Genomic DNA, 21,394 nt, shown 5'->3' on the forward strand with positions numbered 1-21,394 from the left:
GCCCGGCGGTAGGCTGGGCGCGCCACAACATAGTCCTCCGGCTTCGGCCGGTTTTCACGGGAGGCCCCTCGGCCTCCCGTTTTTTATGCCCGAAGCCCGGCCGACCTCGGGTTGACCCGAGGCTGCAGTCCGGGACGACAGCGCCTACCGTGTGTTGGGAACAACGGGGGGTTGCCGCCCACGCAGCTGCGAGGCACCGATGTCCATCATCGACAGGGTCATCAGCAATCTGCCCGGCCCCTTGGGCAAGGGGCCCGCGGGCCTGCCTGCGCCGCACAACATGTCCTGGGGCAGCCCGCACGAGCAGGCACACCGGGGCGAAGGCCACAGGGGCTTCCCGGGTCGTCCCGAACCCGGCGCGCGCGGCCAGGGCCCCGATGGCCTCGGCCCGCCCGGACTGCTGCGCCAGGGCGGGCCAATACCGGGCCCGCCGCCAGGACTCGCACCCGCGCCTCCCGGCATGCCGCCGGGCGTCGAGCGACCGGCTGGCACCGGCTGGGGTCCCGGCCCGGAACGCCCGCAGGGGCCCGGCAACCCGGCGCCCGGCGCGGAGCGCCCCAACGGCAGCGGCTGGGATGCCGGAAGGCCCGGTCCCGGTGCGCCCGCGCCTGCGCCCGGCCAGGGCGGCGAACGCCCGCTGCCGCTGGCACCGGGACAGGTGATCCGCGACGTGCTGGGCGGCCCCCGTCAGGTGCCCGTGCACCAGCCGGTGGTACCGCAAGGCCCGCAGGTCCCGGGCTCGCCACAAGCCGGCGCCCCCGGACAGGGCGGCCTGGCGAATGGCCTGCTGGCGGGCGCGGCGACTCCGATGTCGGCGCAGCAGCTGGCCCAGCCGGCGCAGGTGCCACTGCCCGCTACCCCGCGCGCGGATGCCGGCGCTCCCCAGGCCACAGCCCAGCGCGCGGACGTGTCGGCCCAGGGCGCCCAGGTCGCACCGGGCATGCGCGCGGACGCGGCCCAGCTGGCGGCGCGGCCGGCCGATGTCGGACTGGTCCCGCGCACGCAGGACCCCGGCCTGGCCAACCTGCAGCGGTCTGCCACAGCACCCGCGGCGGCAGCGACCACCGCCGCTGCAGCGACGGGGCACGGCGCCACCCAGGCTTCGGCGACCACCGCGGCCACCCTGGCCAGTGCGGCGGCAGCCGCCACCATCGCCGGCAGCACCATGGCCAGCGCACTGCCCGCGGCCGCGCAGGCGGCGGAGGCCCGCGCTGCCGCCAACCCGCTGGCGGTGAACGACCGTGGCCTGCCGGTCCGGCCCGATGCCGCCGGCTACACCGGCGAAGGCCCGCAGCGACGCGGCCTCGACCGGCGTCCACGCGTGCTCGAGGGCGGACTGTCGTCGCTGCTCGTGGCCCTCGGTGCCCAGGGGCACACGGGTGCATCCGGTCGTGACCCCGCCGCGGTCGAGCGCGAACTGCGCGAGGCGACGATGCAGTGGCTGTTCTGGCTGCTGGCGATCATCGCCTACGGCTGCCTCGGCTTCGCGATCGTCGCGTTGCTCCCGGTGGGCGGGCAGGTGCTCGGCGACTCGGCGCGCACCTGGACCGGCGGCTCCGCGCTGGTCGGCCTGCTGACCGCCGCGGTCGCCTGGCTGCTGGCGAAGAGGCTGGGCGCGCGGCGCCCTTGAGTGCCCGCGTTGCGCCATATGCCGTTGCACCACGTCGCGCGCCCGGTTCCCCGGACGAGATGACCATGCCCGCAGTGAAGTTCCGCATGCTCCCGCTTGCCCTCGCCCTGGTGCTGGGTGCCTGCCACGGGAGCGATGCCAGTCCCCGGTTCCCGTCGACCGCCTACGAAGGCCGCGTCGACGTGGTGGTCGACCCGCCCGGCGGCCGCGCCTACGACGAGCGTGGCCGCGGCACGGCGCGCTTCGTCCCCGGCAGCGGCGGGGCCATGAAGCTCAGCGTGATCGGCGCGATCTCAGACCCGCAAGGCGATGCCGGCCTCGAACTCGACGGAAAGCTGACCCCGGCGGGGGGCTGGAGCGGCCGGATGGGGGACGTCCGGGTGGACATCGACCGCCAAGGCCGGATCCGCGGCGGCGGCGATGCGCATCCACTGGCGTACACCGTGACCGGCGAGGTGTCGGACGCGGCCTTCGACATGGTCGTCGTGGTCGAGCTGCTCGAACCCAACGCCGGGGGCCTGCCGCGCGGAACCCGGCTGCGCTTCACCTACGATCTCCAACAGCCAGGCCGCACGGCGGCAGAGCCCCGCAAGCGCGCACGCCGCGCCGACCTGGAGAACTGCCGGAACGTGGCCTACGAGGTCCGGCCGGTTCCCGATCCCGCCGGCGGCACGCTGGTGATGCGCCGGATGCCGGTCTGCCGGGACTAGAGTCGCGTCGCCTGTTCGGCACACGCCGTGCGGCGGGACGTTTTGCCGGGCGTTCGGGGGCGCTTGGAGGGGCGTTTGGCGGGCTGCTTCGCGGTGCTGCGGTGCGATGCCTGCTGCCGCTCATGTCCCCCGGCTTCGGCCCGTGGCCGAAGCCTCCTCCTTGACTTCCCGTCAGCAGGCATCGCACCGCAGTCCGGATCGGTTCGGCCGCTGGACGCAGGTCGCTGGGAGCAGGGAGCAGGGAGCAGGGCGCAGAGCGCAGAGCGCGGAGCGCAGAGCGCAGAGCGCAGAGCGCAGAGCGCAGAGCGCAGAGCGCAACACGGATGATCGGCACGGAACGCAGCTTTGGCTCTTCTACGGCGCACCCGCAGCCCTGCATCGCTTTGGCGCGTGGCCTGCTGACGGGAAGTCAAGGAGGAGAGGCCGGCCCGGCGGGCCGGCATCGGGGGACATGAGCGGCAGCAGGCCATGCGTCAAAGCGCTGCGGCGTTGCAACGAGCGCTGCCCCGGGCGCTGCCACGGGCGCTGCACCGGGCGTTGCTTCCATCTACGAAAAAAAGGCCAAAAAAAAACGCCCTGCCGAAGCAGGGCGTTTTCTGTCCGGGGCCGCTTACTGCTTGCGGGCCACCGAGGCGTTGCCTTCACCGATGGTCTTGATCACGGTGCTCACGGTTTCCATGAACATCTTGAAGACCTGGCTCATCGCGGTCAGCTCGGCGTTGAGCTCGTTGATGTTGTCGGCTTCGGGACCGGCGGTATCGATCTCCTTGGCCTTGGCGACGATTTCCTCGCCCATCTTGTCGGCGATCTTGCCGAGGACCTGGGCCAGGGCGATCAGCCAGCCGCCGCCGCGGGCGGACGCCAGCTGGGCCTCGGCCTCGCGCATGGTGGTGGCGTTTGCAACGAAAGAGGTGATGTCGACAGCCATGATGTTTCTCCGATTCGAGTTGGTGTGTGCGTTGGATCAGGGGTGGGTCAGCTCCAACCCTGGCCCGGTGGCCCGCGCAACCGCCTCGACCTCGAATTCACCGTATCGGCGCGCAGCGGCGACTCTGTCGTCCTGTCCGGTGCCGCGGAACCGGGGACGCGTGCCGCCGCCGGTTCCTGCCCGGCTTTGCTGGCCTGGCGGAACCACTCCAGCGCCTTCTCCTGGCCTTCGGCCTCGACGCGGCGACTGAACTCCATCGCAAGCCGCGACTCACGCCGCTGCAGTGGAGCCAGTGCCTCGTTGAGCGAACGGATCAGGTGGTCGGCTTCGCCCTGTTCGACGAATCCGCCCTGGAGCAGCATCTCGACCGTCTCGCGCCAGGTCGACGCGTCGAAGGCATCGGACGCCGCCGCCGAGGGCGACGCGGCCGAATCCTGCAGCGCCTGTTCGAAGACCCGCGCCAGTTCCTCGCGGTCGTCATGGCCGAGGCTGCCTTCCTGCTGCAGCAACTCCTGGAACTGGCCGAGCAGCGCCTGCCCCGCCGTCTCCGCGGAAGCGCCGGCCTCGACCTGCGCCCGCTCGCCACCACGCTGCTGGCTCCTGGCCATCAGCTCGCCTGGCGTGAGCGCGCGGCGGGACGGCTTCATCGGGGGCGGTTGGCCTTGCATGTCGTGGCGGGATCCTGCGTTGAAGGGGCGTTGGATCGTGTGGCTTGCAGCTTCGCGTGGGCCGGGCCGGTGGACAACTGGGGCCGACCCTAGGACCGGCGCGCAATCGCTGCCGGGATCAGCCGGTGACCACGCGCAGCTGGTCGGTGATTGCGCGGGTGGCCTCGCCATGGCGGCGACCGAGCTCGGCGGCGGCCTCGCGCAGCCAGGCATTCGCCTGGTCGAGCCCGTCGTCACGCACGCGCCGCTTGTACTCCGGCTCGAGCGTGGCTTTCTGCTCGTTGACGTCGCGCAGCATGGAATCGAACTGCGACAGCAGGCGCTCTTCCTCGTGCGAATCGAGGACGCCCTGCTGGCGCAGGTCCGCGAGGCGCTCGACGAGCTCCTCGCGGGTCTTCGGCGGTGCGGCTTCGATGGACATCCGTCAGCTGCCGCCGAAACCGAGGTCGAAGCCGCCGGAATAGGCGCCGCCGAAGATCGTGTCGAAGTTGAAGCCCACGGCGTCGGTCATGCCCTCGCCGACGATGCCGCCGAGCCAGGAGCCCAGCTGCTGGCCGATGGCCTGTCCGAGCGGACCGCCGAAGTAGGTGCCGACCAGGCTGCCGACCATGGAACCGATTTGACTGCCCATATCCTTGTCCTCGCTGGAGTGGATGGAAACCCGGTGGACTCCGGGCACAGCTCGCAGTTTCCGCAGGCACGCCGCGGTTCCTAGCTGGTGCGTACCCCATCTAGGGTCGCCCCGGGGGCTGCGCCGCGCCCCGCGCGGCATACTCCGGCCATGGCGAACGGCCCCGACGTCGACGTGTTCCTCAGGACCCGGCGCATGACGCTGCGCCGGCTGCGGCCTTCCGATGTCTTCGACCTGCAGCACCTCGGGCGCGACGCGCGCGTGGCGCGTGCCCTGCTGGACGCGCCGGTGGACGACATCGCCTCCGCGGCGGCGCTCGTCGAGACCTCCGCGCGCGTGCATCGCGAACGCCCCGGCCTCGGCGTCTGGCGCGCCGATGACGCACGCGGCTTCCTCGGCTTCTTCTCGCTGATGGCGGAATTCAATCCCGCCGAGACCGAGATCGGCACCCGCCTGCTGCCGCGCGCCTGGGGCCGCGGCTATGCGCTCGAGGGCGGCGAGGCGCTGTGCAGACATGCCTTCGACACGCTCGGCCTGCCGCGGCTGGTCGGCCTGTGCGACCCGGCCAACCGCTCGGTGCCGCCGCTCCTGGCGCGCCTCGGCTTCCAGCCTGACGGGACCACCTGCCAGTTCGGCCGGCCCGCCCTGCGGATGCGCCTGCGGCGGGAGGACTGGCGCGGCGTGCGTCGGCGCGGTCAGTCCGCGGCAGGGTCCACGGACGTATAGGCGCCGGCGGCATAGCGCAGGGTCAGATCGCCCTGTTTCGCCTGCAGCTGCAGGTCACGGAAGCCGCCATGGCGCTCCGGCAGCATTTCGACCGCCTGGGCACGGCCCGCCGCTGCCACCAGCCGCGCGGACCCGGTGTCACCCGAGTACACCCACCAGTCCGCACCATCGGTGCCGGTCAGGCAGCGATGACGACCTTCGACCAGCCAGTCGTCGCGCCCGTCGGCGTCAAGATCCACAGGGTGCCCGACGACCCAGGTTCCTTCGAAGGCGGAGCGCCCCGCGACCACACCGCCTCCGCAGTCGAGCACGCGCGCGTCGGTCGAAAGTCCGCGGAGGATGTCATCCGGAAGGGTGGCCCCTGAAGTCTCCGCCCTGGCCACGAACCGGCGTCGCGCGCTGCTGTCCACTGTCGCGCCGATCGCCGCCGACGCTGGCAGCCGCTGCCCATCGGCGGACGTGGCGGAGCCCGCATGGCCCGGGGCGCGGTCGCAGCCGACCAGCCCGACGCCGGCGGCGCACAGCGCCGCCAGCCACGCCCCGCGCCGCCGCGCTACTGGCGGCGACCGTCGAAGCGGCCGTCGAGGAGGTCGTGGACCCATCGGTCGATGGTCGCAGTCGGGGCTTCGATATGCACGTGCGGACCGGTGGAGTTGCCGGTGGAGCCCTGGTTGCCGAGGTCATGGCCATAGCCCACGCGCTGCCCCGGTCGCACGTCGATGCTCGACATGTGGAAGATGTAAACCAGCTCGCCCTGCTCGCCGCGCAGGATCACCGCGTTGCCGGCATTGCCCATCGGACCCGCGGATACCACGGTCCCGGCGACGGGCGAGGGAATCGCCTGGTTGGTCTGCGACTGGCCGGGGCGGTGCAGCACGATGTCACGCACCTCCAGCCGCTGCCCCTCGCGCACCTGGGTCTGGTAATCGTGGTGCGGCTGCATCTGGTCGGGATGCGAGACCGCGATCGCCGGCTGGTGCCCCGTGCTGTAGACGGTATAGGGCGCATAGGTCGGCGCATCCGACGGAGCCGGGGACGGCGCGGGCGAAGGTGCGGGCGCGGGTCCCGGAGATGGCGATGGCGCGCTGCCACCGCCGGGCACATGCACCACCTGTCCGGGGTAGACCAGGTCAGGATTGCGGATCTGCGGGTTGGCCGCGATCAGCGCCGGCAGCGACACGTCGTTGCGCGCCGCGATCCCCGACAGGGTGTCGCCGCTGCGCACGGTCACGTCATGCGTGGCCGCGGCGCCGCCCGGGAGCCTCACCACCTGCCCCGGATGGATCAGGTCGGGGTTGCCGATGCCCGGGTTGGCCGACAGCAGCGCGCCCAGGGTGACGCCGTTGCGGGCGGCGATGCCGGAGAGCGTATCCCCGCTGCGCACGGTGACCTCGGCGCCACCACCGCCACCGCCACCGCCAGGCAGGTGGACGGTCTGCCCGGGGTAGATCAGGTCCGGATTGCGGATCTGCGGATTGGCCGAGAGCAGGTCGGAAACCGACACGTTGTTGCGTGCCGCGATCCCGGAGAGCGTGTCGCCGCTGCGCACCGTGACCGAACCGGCGGGGTCCGGTGCCGGCGCCGGACCCGGGGCGTCATTGCCGCCGGGGCCCGGCGCAGGCGCCGGGCGTGGCGGCGGCGCGTCGCCATCGATCCGGTCGCGCACGAAGGAGGTCGCCTCGCCGGCGGTGATTCGCCCGTCGCGATTGAGGTCGAGTGGCGCGTTCATCCGGTAGGCCGCGGTGCCCTGGCTGAACAGCGTGGAGCCCGGATCCGGCCGCGGACTGCCGTACAGGACCGTGGTGTAGACGCCTTCCAGCGTGCCCAGTTCACCCGGATCGGACCGGTTGTTGAAGTAGCGCTCGACGTAGTCGAGCTGGTCGACCGCGCTCATGCGGGCCAGCGCGTCGGTAGTGGTGCCCAGTTCGCTCGCGGTGCCCGGCATGAACTGGATCAGGCCGGTCGCACCGCTGCCGGCCTGGTTGCGGATGCTCGGGCTGAAGCCGCTCTCGAAGCTCATGACCGCCAGCAGGTATTCCGGCTGCGTACCGAGCCGCTCGGCCATGGCCTCGACCTTGGCGATGAACGCAGGCGTGACATGGGGGCTCGCCTGCAGGCCCTGGATCCGGTTGTAGTCGAAGCCCGACGGGCTGAGGTTGTCGCCGGCGAGGTTCTGGACCTGCGCGCCGCCGTTGCTGTTGACCTGACCGACCATGGGGATGCCCCGCTGCCATGCGGCACACGCCGCGTACGGGGCCATTACAGGCGGGCGCGCCGCCGGTCACCAGCTAGGTCGGACCCTAAGTGGGGACGACCCGATGCGGCGGCGCTCGACTCCCGCCGCCAGCGACCTCAGCCGTGGAAGTGCGGCTCCACCCGCAGCTCGCCCAGGTTGCGCTCGGCGAAGCGCCGGGTCAGGCCGGGCGCGGCGTCGCGGATCGCGTCGTAGCTGTCGCGCGAACGCACGTCGGCACGCAGCACCCAGCCGTTACCCTCGCGGCTCAGCAGCAGGTCCGTGCCGGGCAGGGTGGCGTCGGACATGCGCAGCAGCACCCGCCCGTCGCCGTCGGCCCCGGTGGCGCTGCCGCCCGCCGCCAGCCTGCGCACGTGGCGTTCGATCAGCTCGGCGACCGCATGGCTGGCCCCCGTCGGAGCGGGCATGGCCGGCGTGGCTTCGCCGCCGCCGCGCAGCGCATGCTGCGCCTGCCAGAGCAGGGCGGGATCGAGCAGTTTCGCCTCGCCGTCGCTTCCGTCCTGGCCATGGCCGCCGCCACGGTCCCCGTCGCGCGCGGCGTGCACGGCATCGCGGGTCACCGTCTGCTGCTGGCCGGGCTCCTCGGTCGCCCCCTCGCCGGCGGTGGCCTGGGCCTGCTGGGGCTGCGACTGCACGCCCTGCCGCGCGCCATCCAGCGCATCGCGGAAGCGGTCGGCCTGTTCGCGGCCCGCTGGTGCGCGCTCGCGCGTTTCGGCGGTGCCTTCGCGGGCGCGGGCGGCCTCGGAGGCCGATGACTGCGTGCGTTCGATGGACATCGTGGTCTCCCTCGTCAGCGCGCGGCGAGATGCCGCGCCTGGAGCAGGTCTTCGGCCGCGCCTTCTTCCTGGCGTGCCTCGAGCATGGACTGTTCGCCGTTCCAGACCTCGCGCCGCTTCTGCAGTGCGTCCAGCCGCGCCTTGGCCCGGAAGAACTCCGCGCGCGCCTCGGCGACGGCGGCCTCGGCGGCACGCAGGGTTTCCTGCGCCTTGAACAGCCGCTGGCGTGCCGCATCGGCCTGCTCGCCCAGCAGCCCGATGTGCGCCTCGCGCTGGCTGAGCGCGTTGGGCCAGGGCACGCCCGGCGGCGGCGGGTCGAGCAGGCGCGCGCGCTGCTGCTTCTGCTCGAAGTCCAGGGCGATGATCTCGCCCTCGACCTTCAGGCAGGCGTCGCGGCAGTCCTGGGCTTCGCGCTGGCGTTCCAGCACGCGCTGGCGCGCGGCCTCGGTGCGGTGCTCGCGGAGCCGGACCAGCGTGTGCAGCGGATAGCGCTTCACGGAAACAGCGCCTTCAGCGCCGCGGCCGACTGCTCGAACGGCACCAGTTCCTGCGCGGACTGCTGCAGCAGCCGGCGGATGGCGCCGATCTTCTCGATCGCGGCGTCGGCATCGGGGTCGGTCCCGCGCTTGTATTCGCCGAGCTGGATCAGGAGCTCGATGTCCTGGTACTTGGCGAGCAGCTTGCGCAGCTGCCCGGCTGCGCGCACGTGCGGGTGGTCGACGACGCGCGGCATGGTGCGGCTGAGGCTGACCAGCACGTCGATCGCCGGGTAGTGGTAGGCGGCGGCGAGCTTGCGCGACAGCACGATGTGGCCGTCGAGGATCGAGCGCACCTCTTCGACGATCGGGTCGCCGCCGTCCTCGTCCTCGGCCAGCACGGTGTAGAAGGCGGTGATCGAACCCTTGTCGTTGTTGCCGGCGCGTTCGAACAGGCGCGGCAGGGCGCTGAACACCGACGGCGGGAAGCCGCGTCGCGCCGGCGGCTCGCCAACCGCGAGGCCGACGTCGCGCAGCGCGCGGGCGAAGCGGGTGACCGAGTCGACCAGCAGCAGCACGCGCCTGCCCTGGTCGCGGAAGTGCTCGGCGATCGCGGTACCGACCCAGGCGGCGCGGCTGCGTTCGAGCGCCGGGCGGTCCGAGGTGGCGACCACGATCACCGACCGCGCCAGACCTTCGGGGCCCAGGTTGTCGTGGATGAATTCGTTGACCTCGCGCCCGCGCTCGCCGACCAGCACGATCACGTTGACGTCGGCGTCGCCGCCACGCGCCAGCATCCCCAGCAGGGTGCTCTTGCCGCCGCCAGCGACGGCGAAGATGCCGATGCGCTGGCCTTCGCCCGCGGTCATCGTGGTGTCGATCGCGCGTACCCCGGTGGAGAAGGGACGTTCGATCAGGTTGCGCGCCAGCGGGTTGGGCGAGGCGGCATAGATCGGCGCGTCGACCGTCGGTCCGACCGGGCCGAGATCGTCGATGGGTTCGCCATGGGCATCGAGGATGCGGCCCAGCAGCCCGGGTCCGACGCGCACCGCGGCCTGGCGGCCGCTGGCATAGACCTCGGTGGTCGCGGAGACGCCGTCGAGCGCGCCCAGCGGGGTCAGCAGCGTGAGCTGCTTCGACACGCCCACCACCTCGGCGGCGAGGCGGAAGCTCGGGTCGCCCTCGCCGCGCGGATTGCGCAGCTCGCAGAGCTCGCCGATCGCGGCCTTGAGGCCGGTGGCGCGGATCAGGGTGCCATAGGCTTCGGCGACGCGGCCGACGCGCTCGATCGACTGCACCCGCGCAAGCGCGTGCAGCAGCGGATCCGGGCTGCCCGCCGCCTCGCTGAACGCTGCAGGGGCCGTGGCCTTCATGCCTGGCGCCCCGCGTGGCCGGCGCTGCCCGCAAGGGCGGTGCGGATCGCCTCGATCTGCTGCGCGACGCCGGCGCGGACTTCGCCCGCCTCCGACACCACGACGCAGCTGGTCGGCTCGAGGCTTGGATCGTCGACCAGCTCGATCACCCCGACCGCGGGGTGGGCCTGGCGCACGGCGCCGAGGCCCGCGCTGACGCTGTCGCGGACGCTCGGGTGGACGCGGATCAGCAGGAACTGCTCGGCCTGCGCGGCCTCCACCGCCTGCATGACCAGCGGCGGGACCACGGTGCGCGCATCGAAGCCGGGGGCGATGCGGTCGACGATCGCACAGGCGAGTTCGGTGATGCGACCCGAGGCCTCGCCCAGCACGCGGGCACGGCGCTCGTTCAGGGCCGCGAGCTGTTCGGTCATCTGCAGCTCGGCCGCGGCGATGCCTTCGGCGAAGCCCTGTGCATGGCCCTGCTCCCGCGCGCGGGCGATGTCGGCCACCGCCTCGTCGTACAGGCCATTGACGCGTTCGAGCAGGGCATCAAGTTCGCCCAGCTTCGCCCAGGCCATCGCCGGGACCACGCTGGCGCCGAGCGAGCGCGAAAAGCGCCGCTGCTCGAACACCGCCACGCCTCCCGACGGAGCCGCTACGGGCCGGGCGCTGGAGGGGCTGCTGTCTGCTTCCGCGTTCATCGAGGATCCGTCGGCGCGCTCATGCCGCGCGTGTTTCATGGTGCGTGTAGACCCTGAGCACCGGCTTCTCCGGCAGGCGCGCGGTGGCCCCGGCGGTCGCGTCGGGCGGGTAGAGCAGCCGGCACCAGTCGGCCAGCGCCGGGTCCCGGCGGCCCGCCCACGCCTGCAGTTCCGCGCGGCCCTGCTGGTCGAAGGCCGCGTACAGGGGCGTGGGGTCATCGCCGGACATGGCCGCATCCAGCGCGGCCCTGAAGCTGGCGCCGGCCTGCTGCAGCCCGTCCGGCGCGAGCCTGCCATCCCAGACCGACTGGTCGAGGGCCAGCAGGTAGCTGTTGCCGAGCGCCGCCTTCAGCCGGCGGACCGGCTCGCGGCGCACTTCTGCGCGGATTGGCGGCGCATGCGCAAGGATGCCGAGGTCGCGGCACAGCGCGTCGATGCGCGGACGCCGCCAGCGGCTGCGGACAGCGTCGGGATCGCGCGACGGGTCCGGTGCCAGCAGCGCCACGGCCGGGCCATTGGCCAGCCAGGAGGCCAGCAGCCGCCGGCCCAGCGCACTGTCGCGGGCCCGTGCGGCCAGTGCGGGATCGAGCGGGACGCCGGCATCCTCCAGCCATCCCGCATCGACATCCGCCAGCAGCGCCCGCAGCGACATGCCTCAGCCGTTCCAGACCTGGCCGGGCGCCTGCTTGTCCTGCGCGCCATTGCGCAGCCGGCCGCGGAATGCCACCAGCAGTCCCAGCAGGATCACCACGCCGGCCGCGATCGCCAGCGCCACCGGGCTGATCGCCGACAGCGCCGGGCCCTGCGGCCTGCGTGCCGGCATGGCCGGCGCCTCCGCGAACTTGACCGTGACCTTGTTCAGGTCGACCAGGCCCTTCACCGAATCCTTCATCAGCAGTTTGATGTCGGTTTCGCGGTCGCGCATGCTCGTGCCCGGCGCCTCGAAGATCGCCACCGCGACCGAGGAATCCTGGCTGGTCCCGCCAAGCGGATCACGCTCGGCCAGGGTCACGTGCACGCGCGCATCCACCACCCCGGGGAACCGGGTCAGCGTGTCGGCGAGTTCCTGCTGCAGCGCGCACTGTTCGCGCCCGCGCTCCTCGGTGGACGAGGACGCGAAGCCTTCCTTCTTGAACACGTCGCAGCCGTTGGCGAACTGGGCGCGCGGCAGTCCCTGGGCGGCCAGCACCTGCATGGCATAGGGGAAGTCGGACGTCGCCACGCGGATTTCCCAGCCCGTCTTCGACGGCGACGGGTTCTTGTCCGCGTCCACGCCGGCGGCGATGAGTGCACCCATCACCTGGTTGGCCTGGACCTCGTCGAGCTGGCTGTAGAGCGGCTTGCCGCCGCATGCGGCGAGCAGCGCGGCCGCCACGAGCGCCAGGAGCAGCGCGCGCGGCGTCCGCGACCACGGGAGGAACTTCATGGACGGACCCCCGCGGTCAGGACTGCTGCCGGAACAGTTGCTGGATGCCGTCCGAAGTCCGGTTGGCAACGTTCGACGTCAGCTCCGCCTGGAACAGGAACTGATGGCACTTCATCGTCATCTCCATCATCTGCCCGGGCGTGAGCTCGGCGATATTGCCGCTCATGCTCCGCGACAGCGCGTTGATGTTGTCGGCGCCGGTGTTGAGATTGTTGATGGCCTCGATCAGCGCCCGCGTGCCCTCGGAGGGCTGTGCCGGCGAGATGTCGGCGACCTGCGGCGTGCCGCCCACCTGCTGCGGGCCCGTGGTCCCGCCGCTGCGCTCGAGCGCCGCGGCGAAATCACGGACGTCGTAGGGCGTGGCGTGCGACAGCCCCCCTGTCCCCTGCGGGCCGGCCTGGCCGGCCATCGCCGGGTCCATGGCCGCCACCTGGATGGCTTCGATCATGTCGATCTCCTGTTGCGGCGCTTAGCCGCGCTTGCCCAGCGTCTCCAGCGCCTGGCCCACGCTGTTCTGCGAGGTCGAGGCGTTGTTGGACATGAACTGCATCTTCAGGCTGGCCGCGGTCAGCTGCACCATCGACGAGGGCTGGTCGTCGCCGGCACCGATGTTGGCCGACATGTCGGTGATCACCGCCGCCTGCGAATCCAGGGTCTGGCCCCAGGCCCGCGACATGGCCTCGTACCAGCTGCCACGGTCGCCGGCCGACGAGCCGCCACGGATGCCGCCGGCGCCGCCGGTGGCCGCCGCGCCCGCGATCATCTGGCCGATGCCAGGGGTTCCCGCTGCGATATTGGTCATGGTCCTCTCCTTCCCTTGCTTGTCTTCAGTGGTCCTGCCAGGTGCCGCGCCCCTCGGCGCGGCGCGTACTACATCCGCAGCGGCATCACGTCGCTGCGTACGTTCGAGAAATCCTGCGGTTCCGCCTGCTCTTCGCCGGCCGCCGGCGCCGGCTCGGGCTTCAGGCGCTCGAGGCTGCCGTCGGGCCGCAGCGCGTGCGCCGCACCCTCGGTGATCGACACCAGGGTGCCGATGCCCGGCAGCTCGGCGCCGACCTCGTAGCGGTCGCCCTTTCCGGACACCACGTGAGGGTTGTCGCCGCGCACGATCGAGGCGACCCGGATGCGCACCGGCTTGGGCGGCGCCGCCGGCGCCTGGCGCCGCGCGACGGCCGAGCGCGACACGTCGACCGGGATCACGCGCACCACGCCCTTGACCTCGCGCATCGCCCGCGAGAAGGACGCGGCGCGCAGCGCGGCCTCGTCCTCGAAGGCGCCGGTGACTTCGACATCGCCATTGCCCAGGTAGCGCGTGCGCGCCGTGATCCCCTGGCCGCGCAGGATCTCGGCGACGTCGCCGGCGATGTCGTCGCCGGTGCGCAGTTCGAGGCGCGCATCGATCTGCTCGTCGGCGATGCGCCGCGCGATGCGCTCGCGGGTGGCGGTGTCGATGACCGTACCGGTCAGCACCAGCCGGCCCTGCGGATCCAGCGACGCCTGCCCGTCGTCGATGCCGTACTCGGGCACCAGGCGCTGCAGCTGCTCGCGTCCGTCGGGCGTCTCCGCGGTCTGCGGCATCAGCACCGCGAAGAGCCCCAGCGCCGCCAGCGACAGCACGGCCACCGCGGCAATCGCCGGCAGGCGTCGGGTGAAAGGACGCGCCGTGCGCTCGGGCGCGGGCCGCGGGCCCAGCCCGCCGGGCACATGGCGCTCCCAGCCGGCATCGTCGGCGGCGCCGAAGGCGATCGCGGCCTCGCCGATGCCAACGCGCTGCACGCGGTCGAGTTCGACCGGGTCGCCCGGATGGATCATCGCGGTGCCGACGTGCAGCGGCGCGTCCAGCGCGCGCAGCGAAAAGCGGCCGTCGAGGAAGCTCAGCAGCGCGTGGTGCGAGGCGACGCCGGCATCGGCCAGCACCATGTCGCAGTCCTCGCCGCTGCCGATCAGGATCATCTCGCCGCCGGCCAGCTCGCGCTCGGCGCCGGAATGCAGGCCCGATACGACGCGCAGCACGACGCCGCGATCGATCCGTGCCTCCCCGTCCTGTCGGTCCTTGCCCATGCCACCTCCGTTGAACGAATCCTGCGACTGCCTCGTTACCCTCTGGTGAATCACCTGTTCAGGCGTTCACCTGCCCGGCCTGCACGATGCGCAGGTCGGGCGCGAGCTCCTGGTACGACAGCACCGGCAGCTCGAAGAAATCGACTTCCATCAGCTTGCGCAGGTGCCGGCGCACATCGAGCGAACACAGCAGCACCGGGCGCACGCCCGCCGCCTGCCGCGCAAGGTGGGCGCGCACCTCGCCACCGAGCCGCGCGGCCAGCTCCGGCGAGATCGCCAGCTGGCTGGCACCGCCCGCCACGCGCACCGATTGGCGCAGCTTGTCTTCCAGCTCCGGATGGATCAGCAGCACGTGCAGCGTGCGTTCGGCGTCCGCGTGGCGTTCGGCGATCTCGCGCTTCAGCGCCACGCGCACGTACTCGGTCAGCAGCACGACGTCCTTCTCGCGCCCGCCGACGTCGGTGATCGCCTCGAACACGTCGCGCAGGTTGCGGATCGGCACGCCTTCCTCGGCCAGCCGGCGCAGCACGTCGGCCACGCGCTGGGGCGCGACCACGCGCAGCATCTCCTTCACCAGGTCGGGATAGTCGCGCTGCATGCGCGCGAACAGGTTCGCGGTTTCCTGGATGCCGATGAAGCCGCCGAGCCGGCGCTGCAGTGCGGCGCGCGCATGCACGTCGAGCAGGTCCTCGGGGGCCAGCGCATCCGGCGAGCCGCTGGCCACCCACTCTCCCGACAGCGCAGGGAAGAAACCGGCCTGCCGGTTGTCACCCGCCACGACCGGAGCACGGCGGAATGCCGCGTCGGTCCGCAGCTGGCCGGACGCCAGTCGCGCGCCGAACGCGCTCAGGCGATATCCGCCCTCGCCAAGCCCCTCGACCAGGCGCAGCTTTGGCGCCGGCACCGGCACACCGAATTCGTCGCGCATGCCCTGGGCGACCGCCGACACGCGCGCCAGCAGCGCGTCCTGCATCGGCGCCAGCGACGGCGACAGGTCGAGCTGCAGCGGCGCCGGCGGGGCGAGGTCGTCCACCTGCTCGGCGATCTCCGACTCGGCCAGCTCGCCCTCGGGAACGCGGAACGCGCGGCGCAGCATCTGGAAGCCATGGCGGTAGCGCCAGGCACTCATGCCCAGCAGGGTGAGGCCGAGCGCCAGGAACACCAGCTTAGGGAACCCGGGCACCAGGGTCATCAGCAGCGCGAGCAGGCCGGTGATCAGCATCACCCGCGGCTGGCCGCTGACCTGGCGGCCGATGGCCGCGCCGAGATGCTTGTCGTCGACCTCGCTGGTGGTCCGCGTGACCACCAGGCCCGCGGCGATGGTGGCGAGGATGGCCGGGATCTGCGAGACCAGGCCATCGCCGATGGTCAGGATGCTGTAGGTGCGGGTGGCGTCGGCCAGCGCCATGTCGCGCTGCAGGACGCCGATCGCCAGGCCACCAAGCAGGTTGATGATGATGATGACGATGCCGGCGATGGCGTCGCCCTTGACGAACTTCATCGCGCCGTCGAGCGCGCCGTGCAGCTGGCTTTCGGTTTCGAGGTGGCGGCGCTTGCGCTTGGCTTCGTCCTTGTCGATCAGGCCCGAGCGCAGGTCGGAGTCGATCGACAGCTGCTTGCCGGGCATCGCGTCCAGGGTGAAGCGCGCCGACACCTCGGCCACGCGCTCCGCACCTTTCGCGATGACGATGAACTGCACCACGGTGATGATCATGAAGACCACCAGGCCGACCACCAGGTTGCCGCCGGCGACCAGGTTGCCGAAGGTCTCGACGATGTGGCCCCCTTCGGCATCGAGCAGGATCGAGCGCGTGATCGCGATCGACAGCGCGAGTCGGAACAGCGTGGTCAGCAGCAGCACGCTCGGGAAGCTGGAGAACGCCACGGGCGATGGAATGTAGATCGCCAGCAGCAGCAGGCCGAAGCCGATCGAGATGTTGACCGCGACCAGCGCGTCGATCACCACCAGCGGCAGCGGCAGGATCATCACGCTGATGATCAGCACCGCGGCGATGGCCAGCACGATGTCGCTGTAGCCCAGCCCTGCGCGCTTGCGGTTGGCCGGCGCCGCGAAGAGGTTTTCGATCAGCGCGCGCATGCGTTCGTCGCTGCCACGCGGCGCGCCGGAAGGACGGCGTGGCCGGTCCTTTCCGCGTGCCCTGCAATGTCATTCGCCTGCCGCATCGATCGCTGACCCCATGCGTCACTTTGTGGCAAATTACGATAGTCTCGCTGTAAGGGCAATCGCGGGAAATTTTTATCCTTCGTGCGCTGGCTCGTGATCGATCAGTGGAGGCAAGCGCCTGTAACGGCAGGGAAATTTTGCGGTAACAGATAAACGTGACGGCGTTCGCGCTTATTCGACCGCGACCTCGGGTTTACCCGAGGAGACGAGGTCGGCAGCGTCGAGGTCGGTGATGAAATTGACGCTCTGGGCACCGACGCCAATGGTGAATACGCGCCCCGAGCGCGACTTCACCAACACGAGGCGTTCACGCGGCCCCAGCGGCAGGATCTGCAGGATCGACAGCGGCGCATCGGCGCCGGTCAGCTTGTAGCGCCGCCGCACCAGGCGCAGGACGACCAGCAGCCCGGCGATGATGAACGCCAGGGGCAGCAGGATCGCCAGCAGCTCCCCGGCGACCGATGACGTCGCGGGGGCTTCGGAGACGGCTTCGGCCGACATGGCAGTGCCACTTGCGAGGGACAGGATGGCGGTGATGGCAGTCAGGATTCGCTTCGACATGTGGGGACGTTCCGGCCTCGGGGATCGCGCGGAGGGCGCGCGCGCAGCCTACCGCAGCCGTCTGCGCGGACGTCGCCCGCCGGAGCCCGCTGCGTGACCCCTGCCAGGGGCACGGCGCGCCGCGTGCCGACCGCTGCCGATGACGGCCTGGTGGCGGCGATGCTCGAGGCGATCCCCTTCCCCTGCGCCGCGTTCGCACGCACGGACGGGACGCTGGTGGCGGCAAACGGCAGCTACCGCGACGCGTTCGGCGGCCTGGAGGGACACGACGACCGCGCCCGCCTGCTGGCCTCGCTGAGCGCGGTCGACGCCGAGGCCGGTGACGGCTCCGCTGCGCCGCTGGAGGTCAATGCGCCGCACAGCAACCGCTGGTACGCCCTGCACTGGGGCAGCGCCGAAGTGGCCGGCGCGGGGCTCGACATGCTGACCGCGGTCGACATCAGCGCACGCATCGAAGCGCTCGACTCGCACAAGAGCCGCCAGGAGAAGCTGCTCTTCACCTCGCGCCTGATGTCGGTGGGCGAGATGGCGGCGACCCTGGCACACGAGCTGAACCAGCCGCTGGCGGCGATCGTCAACTACCTCAACGGCAGCCTGCGCCTGGTCGACCAGGCGGGCGGGCCGGTGCAGGTGGAGCGCGCGCTGCTGGCCGCGCGCACCCAGGCCGAGCACGCCGCCGCGGTGATCTCGCGGGTGCGCGAGTTCGTGCGCGCCCGCGAGCCGCGGCGCGACGCCCACGACATGGCGCAGATCACCGGCACCGTGGTCGAGCTGCTGCGGCTGGAGGCCGAGCGCCTGCAGCTGCGGATCGAACTCGCGCTGGCCGCCGACCTGCCGCGGGTCCATGCCGACCGGGTGATGGTGGAGCAGGTGCTGCTCAACCTGGTGAAGAACGCGATCGAGGCCATGCGCGAGGTGCCGGCGGCGCAGCGCGGGCTGCGCATCGAAGGCCGGGTGAACCTGGACGGCGAAGTCGAGGTGCGTGTCTGCGACCGCGGCGAGGGCCTGAGCGAAGAGCAGGGGCGGCAGCTGTTCTCGCCTTTCTTCACCACCAAGAGCGACGGCCTCGGCATCGGCCTGGCGATCTGCCGCTCGATCATCGAATACCACGAGGGTCGGCTGTTCTTCGAGCCGCGCGAGGGGGGCGGAAGCGTGTTCGGCTTCACCCTGCCCACGGCGGACGGGAGGGGATAGGGCATGCCGGAGATCCGCGTCTACCTGGTCGACGACAACGATGGATTCCGCGACTCGACCGCGTGGCTGCTCGAAACCAGCGGCTTCGAGGTCGAGAGCTTCGCGTCCGGGGCGGCCTTCCTGGAGGCCTATGCCGGCCACCGCCATGGCGATGCCAGCGAATGCCTGGTGTCGGACATCCGCATGCCGGAGATGAGTGGCCTGCAGCTGCAGGACGAGCTGGGCCGGCGCGGCATCCAGCTGCCGATCGTGTTCGTCACCGCGCACGGCGACGTACCGCTGGCGGTGGAGGCGATGCGCAAGGGCGCGTCGAACTTCCTCGAGAAGCCCTTCTCCGAGCAGGCGCTGGTCGACGCGCTGCGCACCGCGCTGGCGCATTCGCGCAACCGCGGCGCCGGCGGCGGCATGGCCAACGAGCTGCTGGCGAAGCTGAGTCCGCGCGAGCGCCAGGTACTCGACCTGGTGGTCGCGAGCAAGCCGAACAAGATCATCGCCGACATCCTCGGCATCAGCATCAAGACCGTCGAACTGCACAGGGCCAACATGATGAGCAAGCTGGGCGTGCGCTCCCTTCCGGAGCTGATGAAGGTGGCGCTTGGCCATGGCTGAGCGCGGCGCGCGCGCGGCCCGGCCACGACGCCCGCGGCCCGCGGCCACGCCGCCTGCCGATGCGCCGCCGGTGCGCGCGCTGCGTGGCCTGCTGCGCGGGATCGATGTGGCGGGCTGCGAGGCCCTGCGCGGCTTCTTCTCCGCGCCACGCTGGTGGCTGCTGGGCGATGGCGCCGCGGTCCGCGCACGGAGCGGCACGGCGCCCCCGGCGGCGTTCGCGATCGATGCCGAAGGCGCGCGGCTGCGGCTGCAGGTGGACGGGCCCGCGACCGCCGGCCACGACGCCGCGCGCCTGCGCTGGAGCGACCATGCCGGACGCTCGCGCGTGCTCGCCTGGAGCCTGGCCCACGAGACCACGCTGCGTCGCCTGAGCGAATGGCTGGGCATGTCCCTGCTGCCGTCGCTGGAGGGCGATGCCGGCGAGGACCCCGCGCAGGATGCCGCGACGTTCTGGCTCGAAGTGCGCATCGACGATCCGCCGCCGGTCGACGACGACGAGGCCGACCAGCCGCCACCGCACGTGATCGCGCGCCTGCGCCTGCCGCTGGCCTGGCTGCCCGGGATCGCGGCGCGTGCCGAACCAGCCCACGAGGACGACCCGGCCCCGGGCGCCGGCCGCTGGCGTGCGCTGCAGTCCACGGTGCACGTGCTGTTCCCGGTCACCCTGGCGATGCGCGACTGGCGCGCGCTGCGCCAGGGCGACGTGATCGTCGCCGGCCACCGATCGCAGCCACCTGCCTGCGTGGCGCGCGCCGGCGGCCGCGACTGGCCGCTCGCGCCCGCCCCCGGTGGCTGGACCGTCGGCGGCCCGTCCACACCCGCACCCACCTACCACGAGGATTCCCCGATGACCCAGCAGGACCACGACGGCACGCCGTCCGAGGCAAGTGCCGCGCCAGCATCCGATCCGGCCCGCAGCCTGCCGGTCCAGGTGGAATTCGAGCTCGGCCGCACCGAGATGAGCATCGGCGAACTCGCCGACCTGCAGCCGGGCTATGTCTTCCCGCTTGCCACGCCGCTCGAAGGGGCGAGCGTCACCATCCGCGCAAACGGCCGCATCGCCGGCCGCGGCGAGCTGGTGGCCGTGGGCGAGACGCTGGGCGTGCGCCTGCTGTCCTGGAGCTGAGGCATGGACTTCACCACCTTCTCGCCGGCGGTCGTCCTCGTCACCGTCGTCGCCATCGCGCTGGCGCCGTTCGTGGCGGTGATGGTGACCTCGTTCACCAAGATCGTGGTGGTGCTGAGCCTGCTGCGCAACGCGCTCGGCCTGCAGCAGGTGCCGCCGAACGTGGTGATCAACGGCCTTGCGATCGTGCTGTCGGCCTATGTGATGTCGCCGGTGATCCTCGACACCCACGCCGCGGTGAGCGCCTACATGGCCGGACAGCCGCCGCCGGCGGAGATCCAGGCGCAGATCGAGCAGCGCGCCGTCGCGCGCGCCGAGCGCATGGCCGCGCGCCGTGCGCAGGCACCACAGGGCGGTGAGGGCGCGCCGGCGCCCGCCGCCGGCCCCACGGACGCGGAGCCGCCGCCGGCCAGCCCGGCCGCCGCGGATGCGCTGCGCGCGGAGGCCGAGGCCGCGGCGCGCGGCGCAGGCGCGGCACCAGGGCAAGACGCGATCGACGCGGGCGCGAGCACTGTCGACGGCGCAGCTCCCGCGACAGCGACCGGCTTCGTCCGCGCACCGCAGTTCGCCAACGTCGACAACGGCGTCGATCCACCTGCCGGCGCCTCCGACGCTGCCACCGCTGACGGAACCGACGACGGTCCGATCGTGATCACCGCCACCGGGGCGCCGCGTCCGCCGACGCCCACGGCCGGGGCGCCGATGGACGCCGCACGCATGCTCGGCATCTTCGAGGCCAGCAAGGAGCCGCTGCGCAGCTTCCTGATCCGCCATTCCAACGACCAGGAGCGCGCCTTCTTCCTCAAGAGCGCGCAGCGCCTGCTGCCGGCCGACCGGCGCGACGACCTCGACGTCGACGACTTCATCGTCGTCATCCCCGCGTTCACGGTCAGCGAGCTGACCACCGCGTTCCAGATCGGCTTCCTGATCTTCCTGCCGTTCCTGATCATCGACCTGGTGGTGGCCAACATCCTGCTGGCGCTGGGCATGATGATGCTCTCGCCGACGACCATCTCGCTGCCGTTCAAGCTGCTGCTGTTCGTGCTGGTCGACGGCTGGGCGAAGCTGGTCCACGGCCTCGTGCTGACCTACGCGGGCGGCTGACGTGAACGAGGTCCTCGAGCTCACCAAGGAAGCGCTGTACCTGGTCATGCTGCTGTCCGGGCCGCCGATCGGCGCCGCAGCGCTGGTGGGCCTGGTCATCGCCTTCCTGCAGGCCGCCACCCAGCTGCAGGAGCAGACCTTCGCCTACGCCTGCAAGTTCGTCGCCATCGTGCTGATGCTGTTCCTCACCGCGGCGCTGATCGGCGGCTCGCTGTACAGCTATACCGAGCGCATCTTCCGCGACTTCCCGGGCCTGGTGGTCCGGAACTGACC

Annotated in this window: 25 protein-coding genes; 8 read left to right on the top strand and 17 right to left on the bottom strand. The window is 71.9% G+C overall.

The genetic code is table 11. The annotated features are described in order from the left end of the window. Positions 1 to 199 precede the first annotated feature (199 nt). Together JG616_RS07235 and JG616_RS07240 are read left to right on the top strand one after the other, a co-directional pair. Positions 200 to 1,630 carry a hypothetical protein gene (locus tag JG616_RS07235; RefSeq protein WP_199362524.1) on the top strand — a complete coding sequence of 477 codons (1,431 nt, stop codon included), beginning with the start codon at positions 200 to 202 and terminating at the stop codon, positions 1,628 to 1,630. Positions 1,631 to 1,695: 65 nt separating this feature from the next. Further along, positions 1,696 to 2,340, top strand: a complete 645-nt coding sequence (locus JG616_RS07240) for a hypothetical protein (protein WP_199392153.1) — start codon at positions 1,696 to 1,698, stop codon at positions 2,338 to 2,340. Positions 2,341 to 2,950: 610 nt separating this feature from the next. Here the strand turns inward: JG616_RS07240 and JG616_RS07245 are convergent. From JG616_RS07245 to JG616_RS07260, 4 genes are all read right to left on the bottom strand, one after another. After that, positions 2,951 to 3,268, bottom strand: coding sequence for a hypothetical protein (locus tag JG616_RS07245; RefSeq protein ID WP_189498326.1), 318 nt, complete (start codon positions 3,266 to 3,268; stop codon positions 2,951 to 2,953). Between the two features lie 47 nt (positions 3,269 to 3,315). Next, positions 3,316 to 3,915: a hypothetical protein gene (locus JG616_RS07250; protein WP_199392154.1), complete on the bottom strand. Its 600-nt coding sequence runs from the start codon at positions 3,913 to 3,915 to the stop codon at positions 3,316 to 3,318. A gap of 139 nt (positions 3,916 to 4,054) precedes the next feature. Further along, positions 4,055 to 4,357: a hypothetical protein gene (locus JG616_RS07255; RefSeq protein ID WP_199362527.1), complete on the bottom strand. Its 303-nt coding sequence runs from the start codon at positions 4,355 to 4,357 to the stop codon at positions 4,055 to 4,057. A 3-nt stretch (positions 4,358 to 4,360) separates the two neighbouring features. Then, a complete protein-coding gene (locus JG616_RS07260) occupies positions 4,361 to 4,567 on the bottom strand; it encodes a hypothetical protein (RefSeq protein WP_199362528.1) in 207 nt (68 codons plus the stop codon). Between the two features lie 150 nt (positions 4,568 to 4,717). On the opposite strand from JG616_RS07260, the gene JG616_RS07265 reads away from it, so the two are divergent. After that, positions 4,718 to 5,293 (top strand): GNAT family protein, encoded by a 576-nt coding sequence (locus JG616_RS07265; protein WP_199392155.1) that lies wholly within the window; start codon positions 4,718 to 4,720, stop codon positions 5,291 to 5,293. Here JG616_RS07265 and JG616_RS07270 read toward each other — a convergent pair. The 13 genes from JG616_RS07270 to JG616_RS07330 form a co-directional block, all read right to left on the bottom strand. After that, on the bottom strand, positions 5,263 to 5,676 hold the full coding sequence (locus tag JG616_RS07270) for a hypothetical protein (protein WP_199392156.1): 414 nt from the start codon (positions 5,674 to 5,676) through the stop codon (positions 5,263 to 5,265). The genes JG616_RS07265 and JG616_RS07270 overlap by 31 nt on opposite strands. A 170-nt stretch (positions 5,677 to 5,846) precedes the next feature. Then, on the bottom strand, positions 5,847 to 7,508 hold the full coding sequence (locus JG616_RS07275; RefSeq protein WP_199392157.1) for a LysM peptidoglycan-binding domain-containing protein: 1,662 nt from the start codon (positions 7,506 to 7,508) through the stop codon (positions 5,847 to 5,849). Between the two features lie 137 nt (positions 7,509 to 7,645). Next, a complete protein-coding gene (locus tag JG616_RS07280; protein ID WP_199392158.1) occupies positions 7,646 to 8,323 on the bottom strand; it encodes a hypothetical protein in 678 nt (225 codons plus the stop codon). Positions 8,324 to 8,337: 14 nt separating this feature from the next. Next, entirely contained in the window at positions 8,338 to 8,820 is a 483-nt protein-coding gene (locus JG616_RS07285; RefSeq protein ID WP_199362533.1) for a hypothetical protein, read from the bottom strand. After that, positions 8,817 to 10,172, bottom strand: coding sequence for a FliI/YscN family ATPase (locus JG616_RS07290; RefSeq protein ID WP_199362534.1), 1,356 nt, complete (start codon positions 10,170 to 10,172; stop codon positions 8,817 to 8,819). The genes JG616_RS07285 and JG616_RS07290 overlap by 4 nt, the downstream gene beginning before the upstream one ends. Then, entirely contained in the window at positions 10,169 to 10,855 is a 687-nt protein-coding gene (locus JG616_RS07295; RefSeq protein WP_199392159.1) for a FliH/SctL family protein, read from the bottom strand. Before JG616_RS07295 ends, JG616_RS07290 begins: the two co-directional genes overlap by 4 nt. 19 nt (positions 10,856 to 10,874) lie before the next feature. Further along, positions 10,875 to 11,507 carry a hypothetical protein gene (locus JG616_RS07300; RefSeq protein ID WP_199392160.1) on the bottom strand — a complete coding sequence of 211 codons (633 nt, stop codon included), beginning with the start codon at positions 11,505 to 11,507 and terminating at the stop codon, positions 10,875 to 10,877. A 3-nt stretch (positions 11,508 to 11,510) separates the two neighbouring features. Continuing rightward, a complete protein-coding gene (locus tag JG616_RS07305) occupies positions 11,511 to 12,281 on the bottom strand; it encodes a hypothetical protein (protein ID WP_199362537.1) in 771 nt (256 codons plus the stop codon). 16 nt (positions 12,282 to 12,297) lie between these two features. Further along, positions 12,298 to 12,729: an EscI/YscI/HrpB family type III secretion system inner rod protein gene (locus JG616_RS07310; RefSeq protein WP_199362538.1), complete on the bottom strand. Its 432-nt coding sequence runs from the start codon at positions 12,727 to 12,729 to the stop codon at positions 12,298 to 12,300. A 21-nt stretch (positions 12,730 to 12,750) separates the two neighbouring features. After that, positions 12,751 to 13,083 (bottom strand): hypothetical protein, encoded by a 333-nt coding sequence (locus JG616_RS07315; protein ID WP_199362539.1) that lies wholly within the window; start codon positions 13,081 to 13,083, stop codon positions 12,751 to 12,753. Between the two features lie 68 nt (positions 13,084 to 13,151). Continuing rightward, positions 13,152 to 14,342, bottom strand: a complete 1,191-nt coding sequence (locus JG616_RS07320; protein WP_199392161.1) for an FHA domain-containing protein — start codon at positions 14,340 to 14,342, stop codon at positions 13,152 to 13,154. A gap of 58 nt (positions 14,343 to 14,400) precedes the next feature. Further along, entirely contained in the window at positions 14,401 to 16,440 is a 2,040-nt protein-coding gene (gene sctV, locus JG616_RS07325) for a type III secretion system export apparatus subunit SctV (protein ID WP_199362541.1), read from the bottom strand. A 258-nt stretch (positions 16,441 to 16,698) separates the two neighbouring features. Then, a complete protein-coding gene (locus JG616_RS07330) occupies positions 16,699 to 17,088 on the bottom strand; it encodes a flagellar biosynthetic protein FliO (protein ID WP_199362542.1) in 390 nt (129 codons plus the stop codon). Between the two features lie 93 nt (positions 17,089 to 17,181). On the opposite strand from JG616_RS07330, the gene JG616_RS13790 reads away from it, so the two are divergent. Genes JG616_RS13790 through sctS form a run of 5 tightly spaced genes read left to right on the top strand, consistent with a single transcriptional unit; the run spans position 17,182 to position 21,392 of the window. Further along, entirely contained in the window at positions 17,182 to 18,282 is a 1,101-nt protein-coding gene (locus JG616_RS13790) for an ATP-binding protein (RefSeq protein ID WP_199362543.1), read from the top strand. A gap of 3 nt (positions 18,283 to 18,285) precedes the next feature. After that, positions 18,286 to 18,891: a response regulator gene (locus tag JG616_RS07340; protein WP_199392162.1), complete on the top strand. Its 606-nt coding sequence runs from the start codon at positions 18,286 to 18,288 to the stop codon at positions 18,889 to 18,891. Further along, positions 18,884 to 20,017 carry a type III secretion system cytoplasmic ring protein SctQ gene (sctQ, locus tag JG616_RS07345; protein ID WP_199392163.1) on the top strand — a complete coding sequence of 378 codons (1,134 nt, stop codon included), beginning with the start codon at positions 18,884 to 18,886 and terminating at the stop codon, positions 20,015 to 20,017. The genes JG616_RS07340 and sctQ overlap by 8 nt, the downstream gene beginning before the upstream one ends. Positions 20,018 to 20,020: 3 nt before the next feature. Continuing rightward, positions 20,021 to 21,121, top strand: coding sequence for an EscR/YscR/HrcR family type III secretion system export apparatus protein (locus JG616_RS13755; RefSeq protein WP_305067992.1), 1,101 nt, complete (start codon positions 20,021 to 20,023; stop codon positions 21,119 to 21,121). Between the two features lies 1 nt (position 21,122). After that, the gene (gene sctS, locus JG616_RS07360) at positions 21,123 to 21,392 is read left to right on the top strand and encodes a type III secretion system export apparatus subunit SctS (RefSeq protein ID WP_199362546.1); all 270 of its coding nucleotides are present in this window, start codon (positions 21,123 to 21,125) and stop codon (positions 21,390 to 21,392) included. Positions 21,393 to 21,394 lie beyond the last annotated feature (2 nt).

The sequence above is a fragment of the Luteimonas sp. MC1895 genome (assembly GCF_016457215.1).
Taxonomy (GTDB): domain Bacteria; phylum Pseudomonadota; class Gammaproteobacteria; order Xanthomonadales; family Xanthomonadaceae; genus Luteimonas.

What these genes read in the sequence shown, in the direction of transcription:
- JG616_RS07255 (WP_199362527.1), bottom strand. Translation starts at nt 4,357, where the DNA reads ATGTCCATCGAAGCCGCACCGCCGAAGACCCGCGAGGAGCTCGTCGAG.
- JG616_RS07245 (WP_189498326.1), bottom strand. Translation starts at nt 3,268, where the DNA reads ATGGCTGTCGACATCACCTCTTTCGTTGCAAACGCCACCACCATGCGC.
- JG616_RS07295 (WP_199392159.1), bottom strand. Translation starts at nt 10,855, where the DNA reads ATGAACGCGGAAGCAGACAGCAGCCCCTCCAGCGCCCGGCCCGTAGCG.
- JG616_RS07290 (WP_199362534.1), bottom strand. Translation starts at nt 10,172, where the DNA reads ATGAAGGCCACGGCCCCTGCAGCGTTCAGCGAGGCGGCGGGCAGCCCG.
- JG616_RS07310 (WP_199362538.1), bottom strand. Translation starts at nt 12,729, where the DNA reads ATGATCGAAGCCATCCAGGTGGCGGCCATGGACCCGGCGATGGCCGGC.
- JG616_RS07275 (WP_199392157.1), bottom strand. Translation starts at nt 7,508, where the DNA reads ATGGTCGGTCAGGTCAACAGCAACGGCGGCGCGCAGGTCCAGAACCTC.
- JG616_RS07280 (WP_199392158.1), bottom strand. Translation starts at nt 8,323, where the DNA reads ATGTCCATCGAACGCACGCAGTCATCGGCCTCCGAGGCCGCCCGCGCC.
- sctV (WP_199362541.1), bottom strand. Translation starts at nt 16,440, where the DNA reads ATGCGCGCGCTGATCGAAAACCTCTTCGCGGCGCCGGCCAACCGCAAG.
- JG616_RS07300 (WP_199392160.1), bottom strand. Translation starts at nt 11,507, where the DNA reads ATGTCGCTGCGGGCGCTGCTGGCGGATGTCGATGCGGGATGGCTGGAG.
- JG616_RS07250 (WP_199392154.1), bottom strand. Translation starts at nt 3,915, where the DNA reads ATGAAGCCGTCCCGCCGCGCGCTCACGCCAGGCGAGCTGATGGCCAGG.
- JG616_RS07260 (WP_199362528.1), bottom strand. Translation starts at nt 4,567, where the DNA reads ATGGGCAGTCAAATCGGTTCCATGGTCGGCAGCCTGGTCGGCACCTAC.
- JG616_RS07235 (WP_199362524.1), top strand. Translation starts at nt 200, where the DNA reads ATGTCCATCATCGACAGGGTCATCAGCAATCTGCCCGGCCCCTTGGGC.
- sctQ (WP_199392163.1), top strand. Translation starts at nt 18,884, where the DNA reads ATGGCTGAGCGCGGCGCGCGCGCGGCCCGGCCACGACGCCCGCGGCCC.
- JG616_RS07265 (WP_199392155.1), top strand. Translation starts at nt 4,718, where the DNA reads ATGGCGAACGGCCCCGACGTCGACGTGTTCCTCAGGACCCGGCGCATG.
- JG616_RS13755 (WP_305067992.1), top strand. Translation starts at nt 20,021, where the DNA reads ATGGACTTCACCACCTTCTCGCCGGCGGTCGTCCTCGTCACCGTCGTC.
- JG616_RS07315 (WP_199362539.1), bottom strand. Translation starts at nt 13,083, where the DNA reads ATGACCAATATCGCAGCGGGAACCCCTGGCATCGGCCAGATGATCGCG.
- JG616_RS07305 (WP_199362537.1), bottom strand. Translation starts at nt 12,281, where the DNA reads ATGAAGTTCCTCCCGTGGTCGCGGACGCCGCGCGCGCTGCTCCTGGCG.
- JG616_RS07320 (WP_199392161.1), bottom strand. Translation starts at nt 14,342, where the DNA reads ATGGGCAAGGACCGACAGGACGGGGAGGCACGGATCGATCGCGGCGTC.
- JG616_RS07240 (WP_199392153.1), top strand. Translation starts at nt 1,696, where the DNA reads ATGCCCGCAGTGAAGTTCCGCATGCTCCCGCTTGCCCTCGCCCTGGTG.
- JG616_RS07330 (WP_199362542.1), bottom strand. Translation starts at nt 17,088, where the DNA reads ATGTCGAAGCGAATCCTGACTGCCATCACCGCCATCCTGTCCCTCGCA.
- JG616_RS07340 (WP_199392162.1), top strand. Translation starts at nt 18,286, where the DNA reads ATGCCGGAGATCCGCGTCTACCTGGTCGACGACAACGATGGATTCCGC.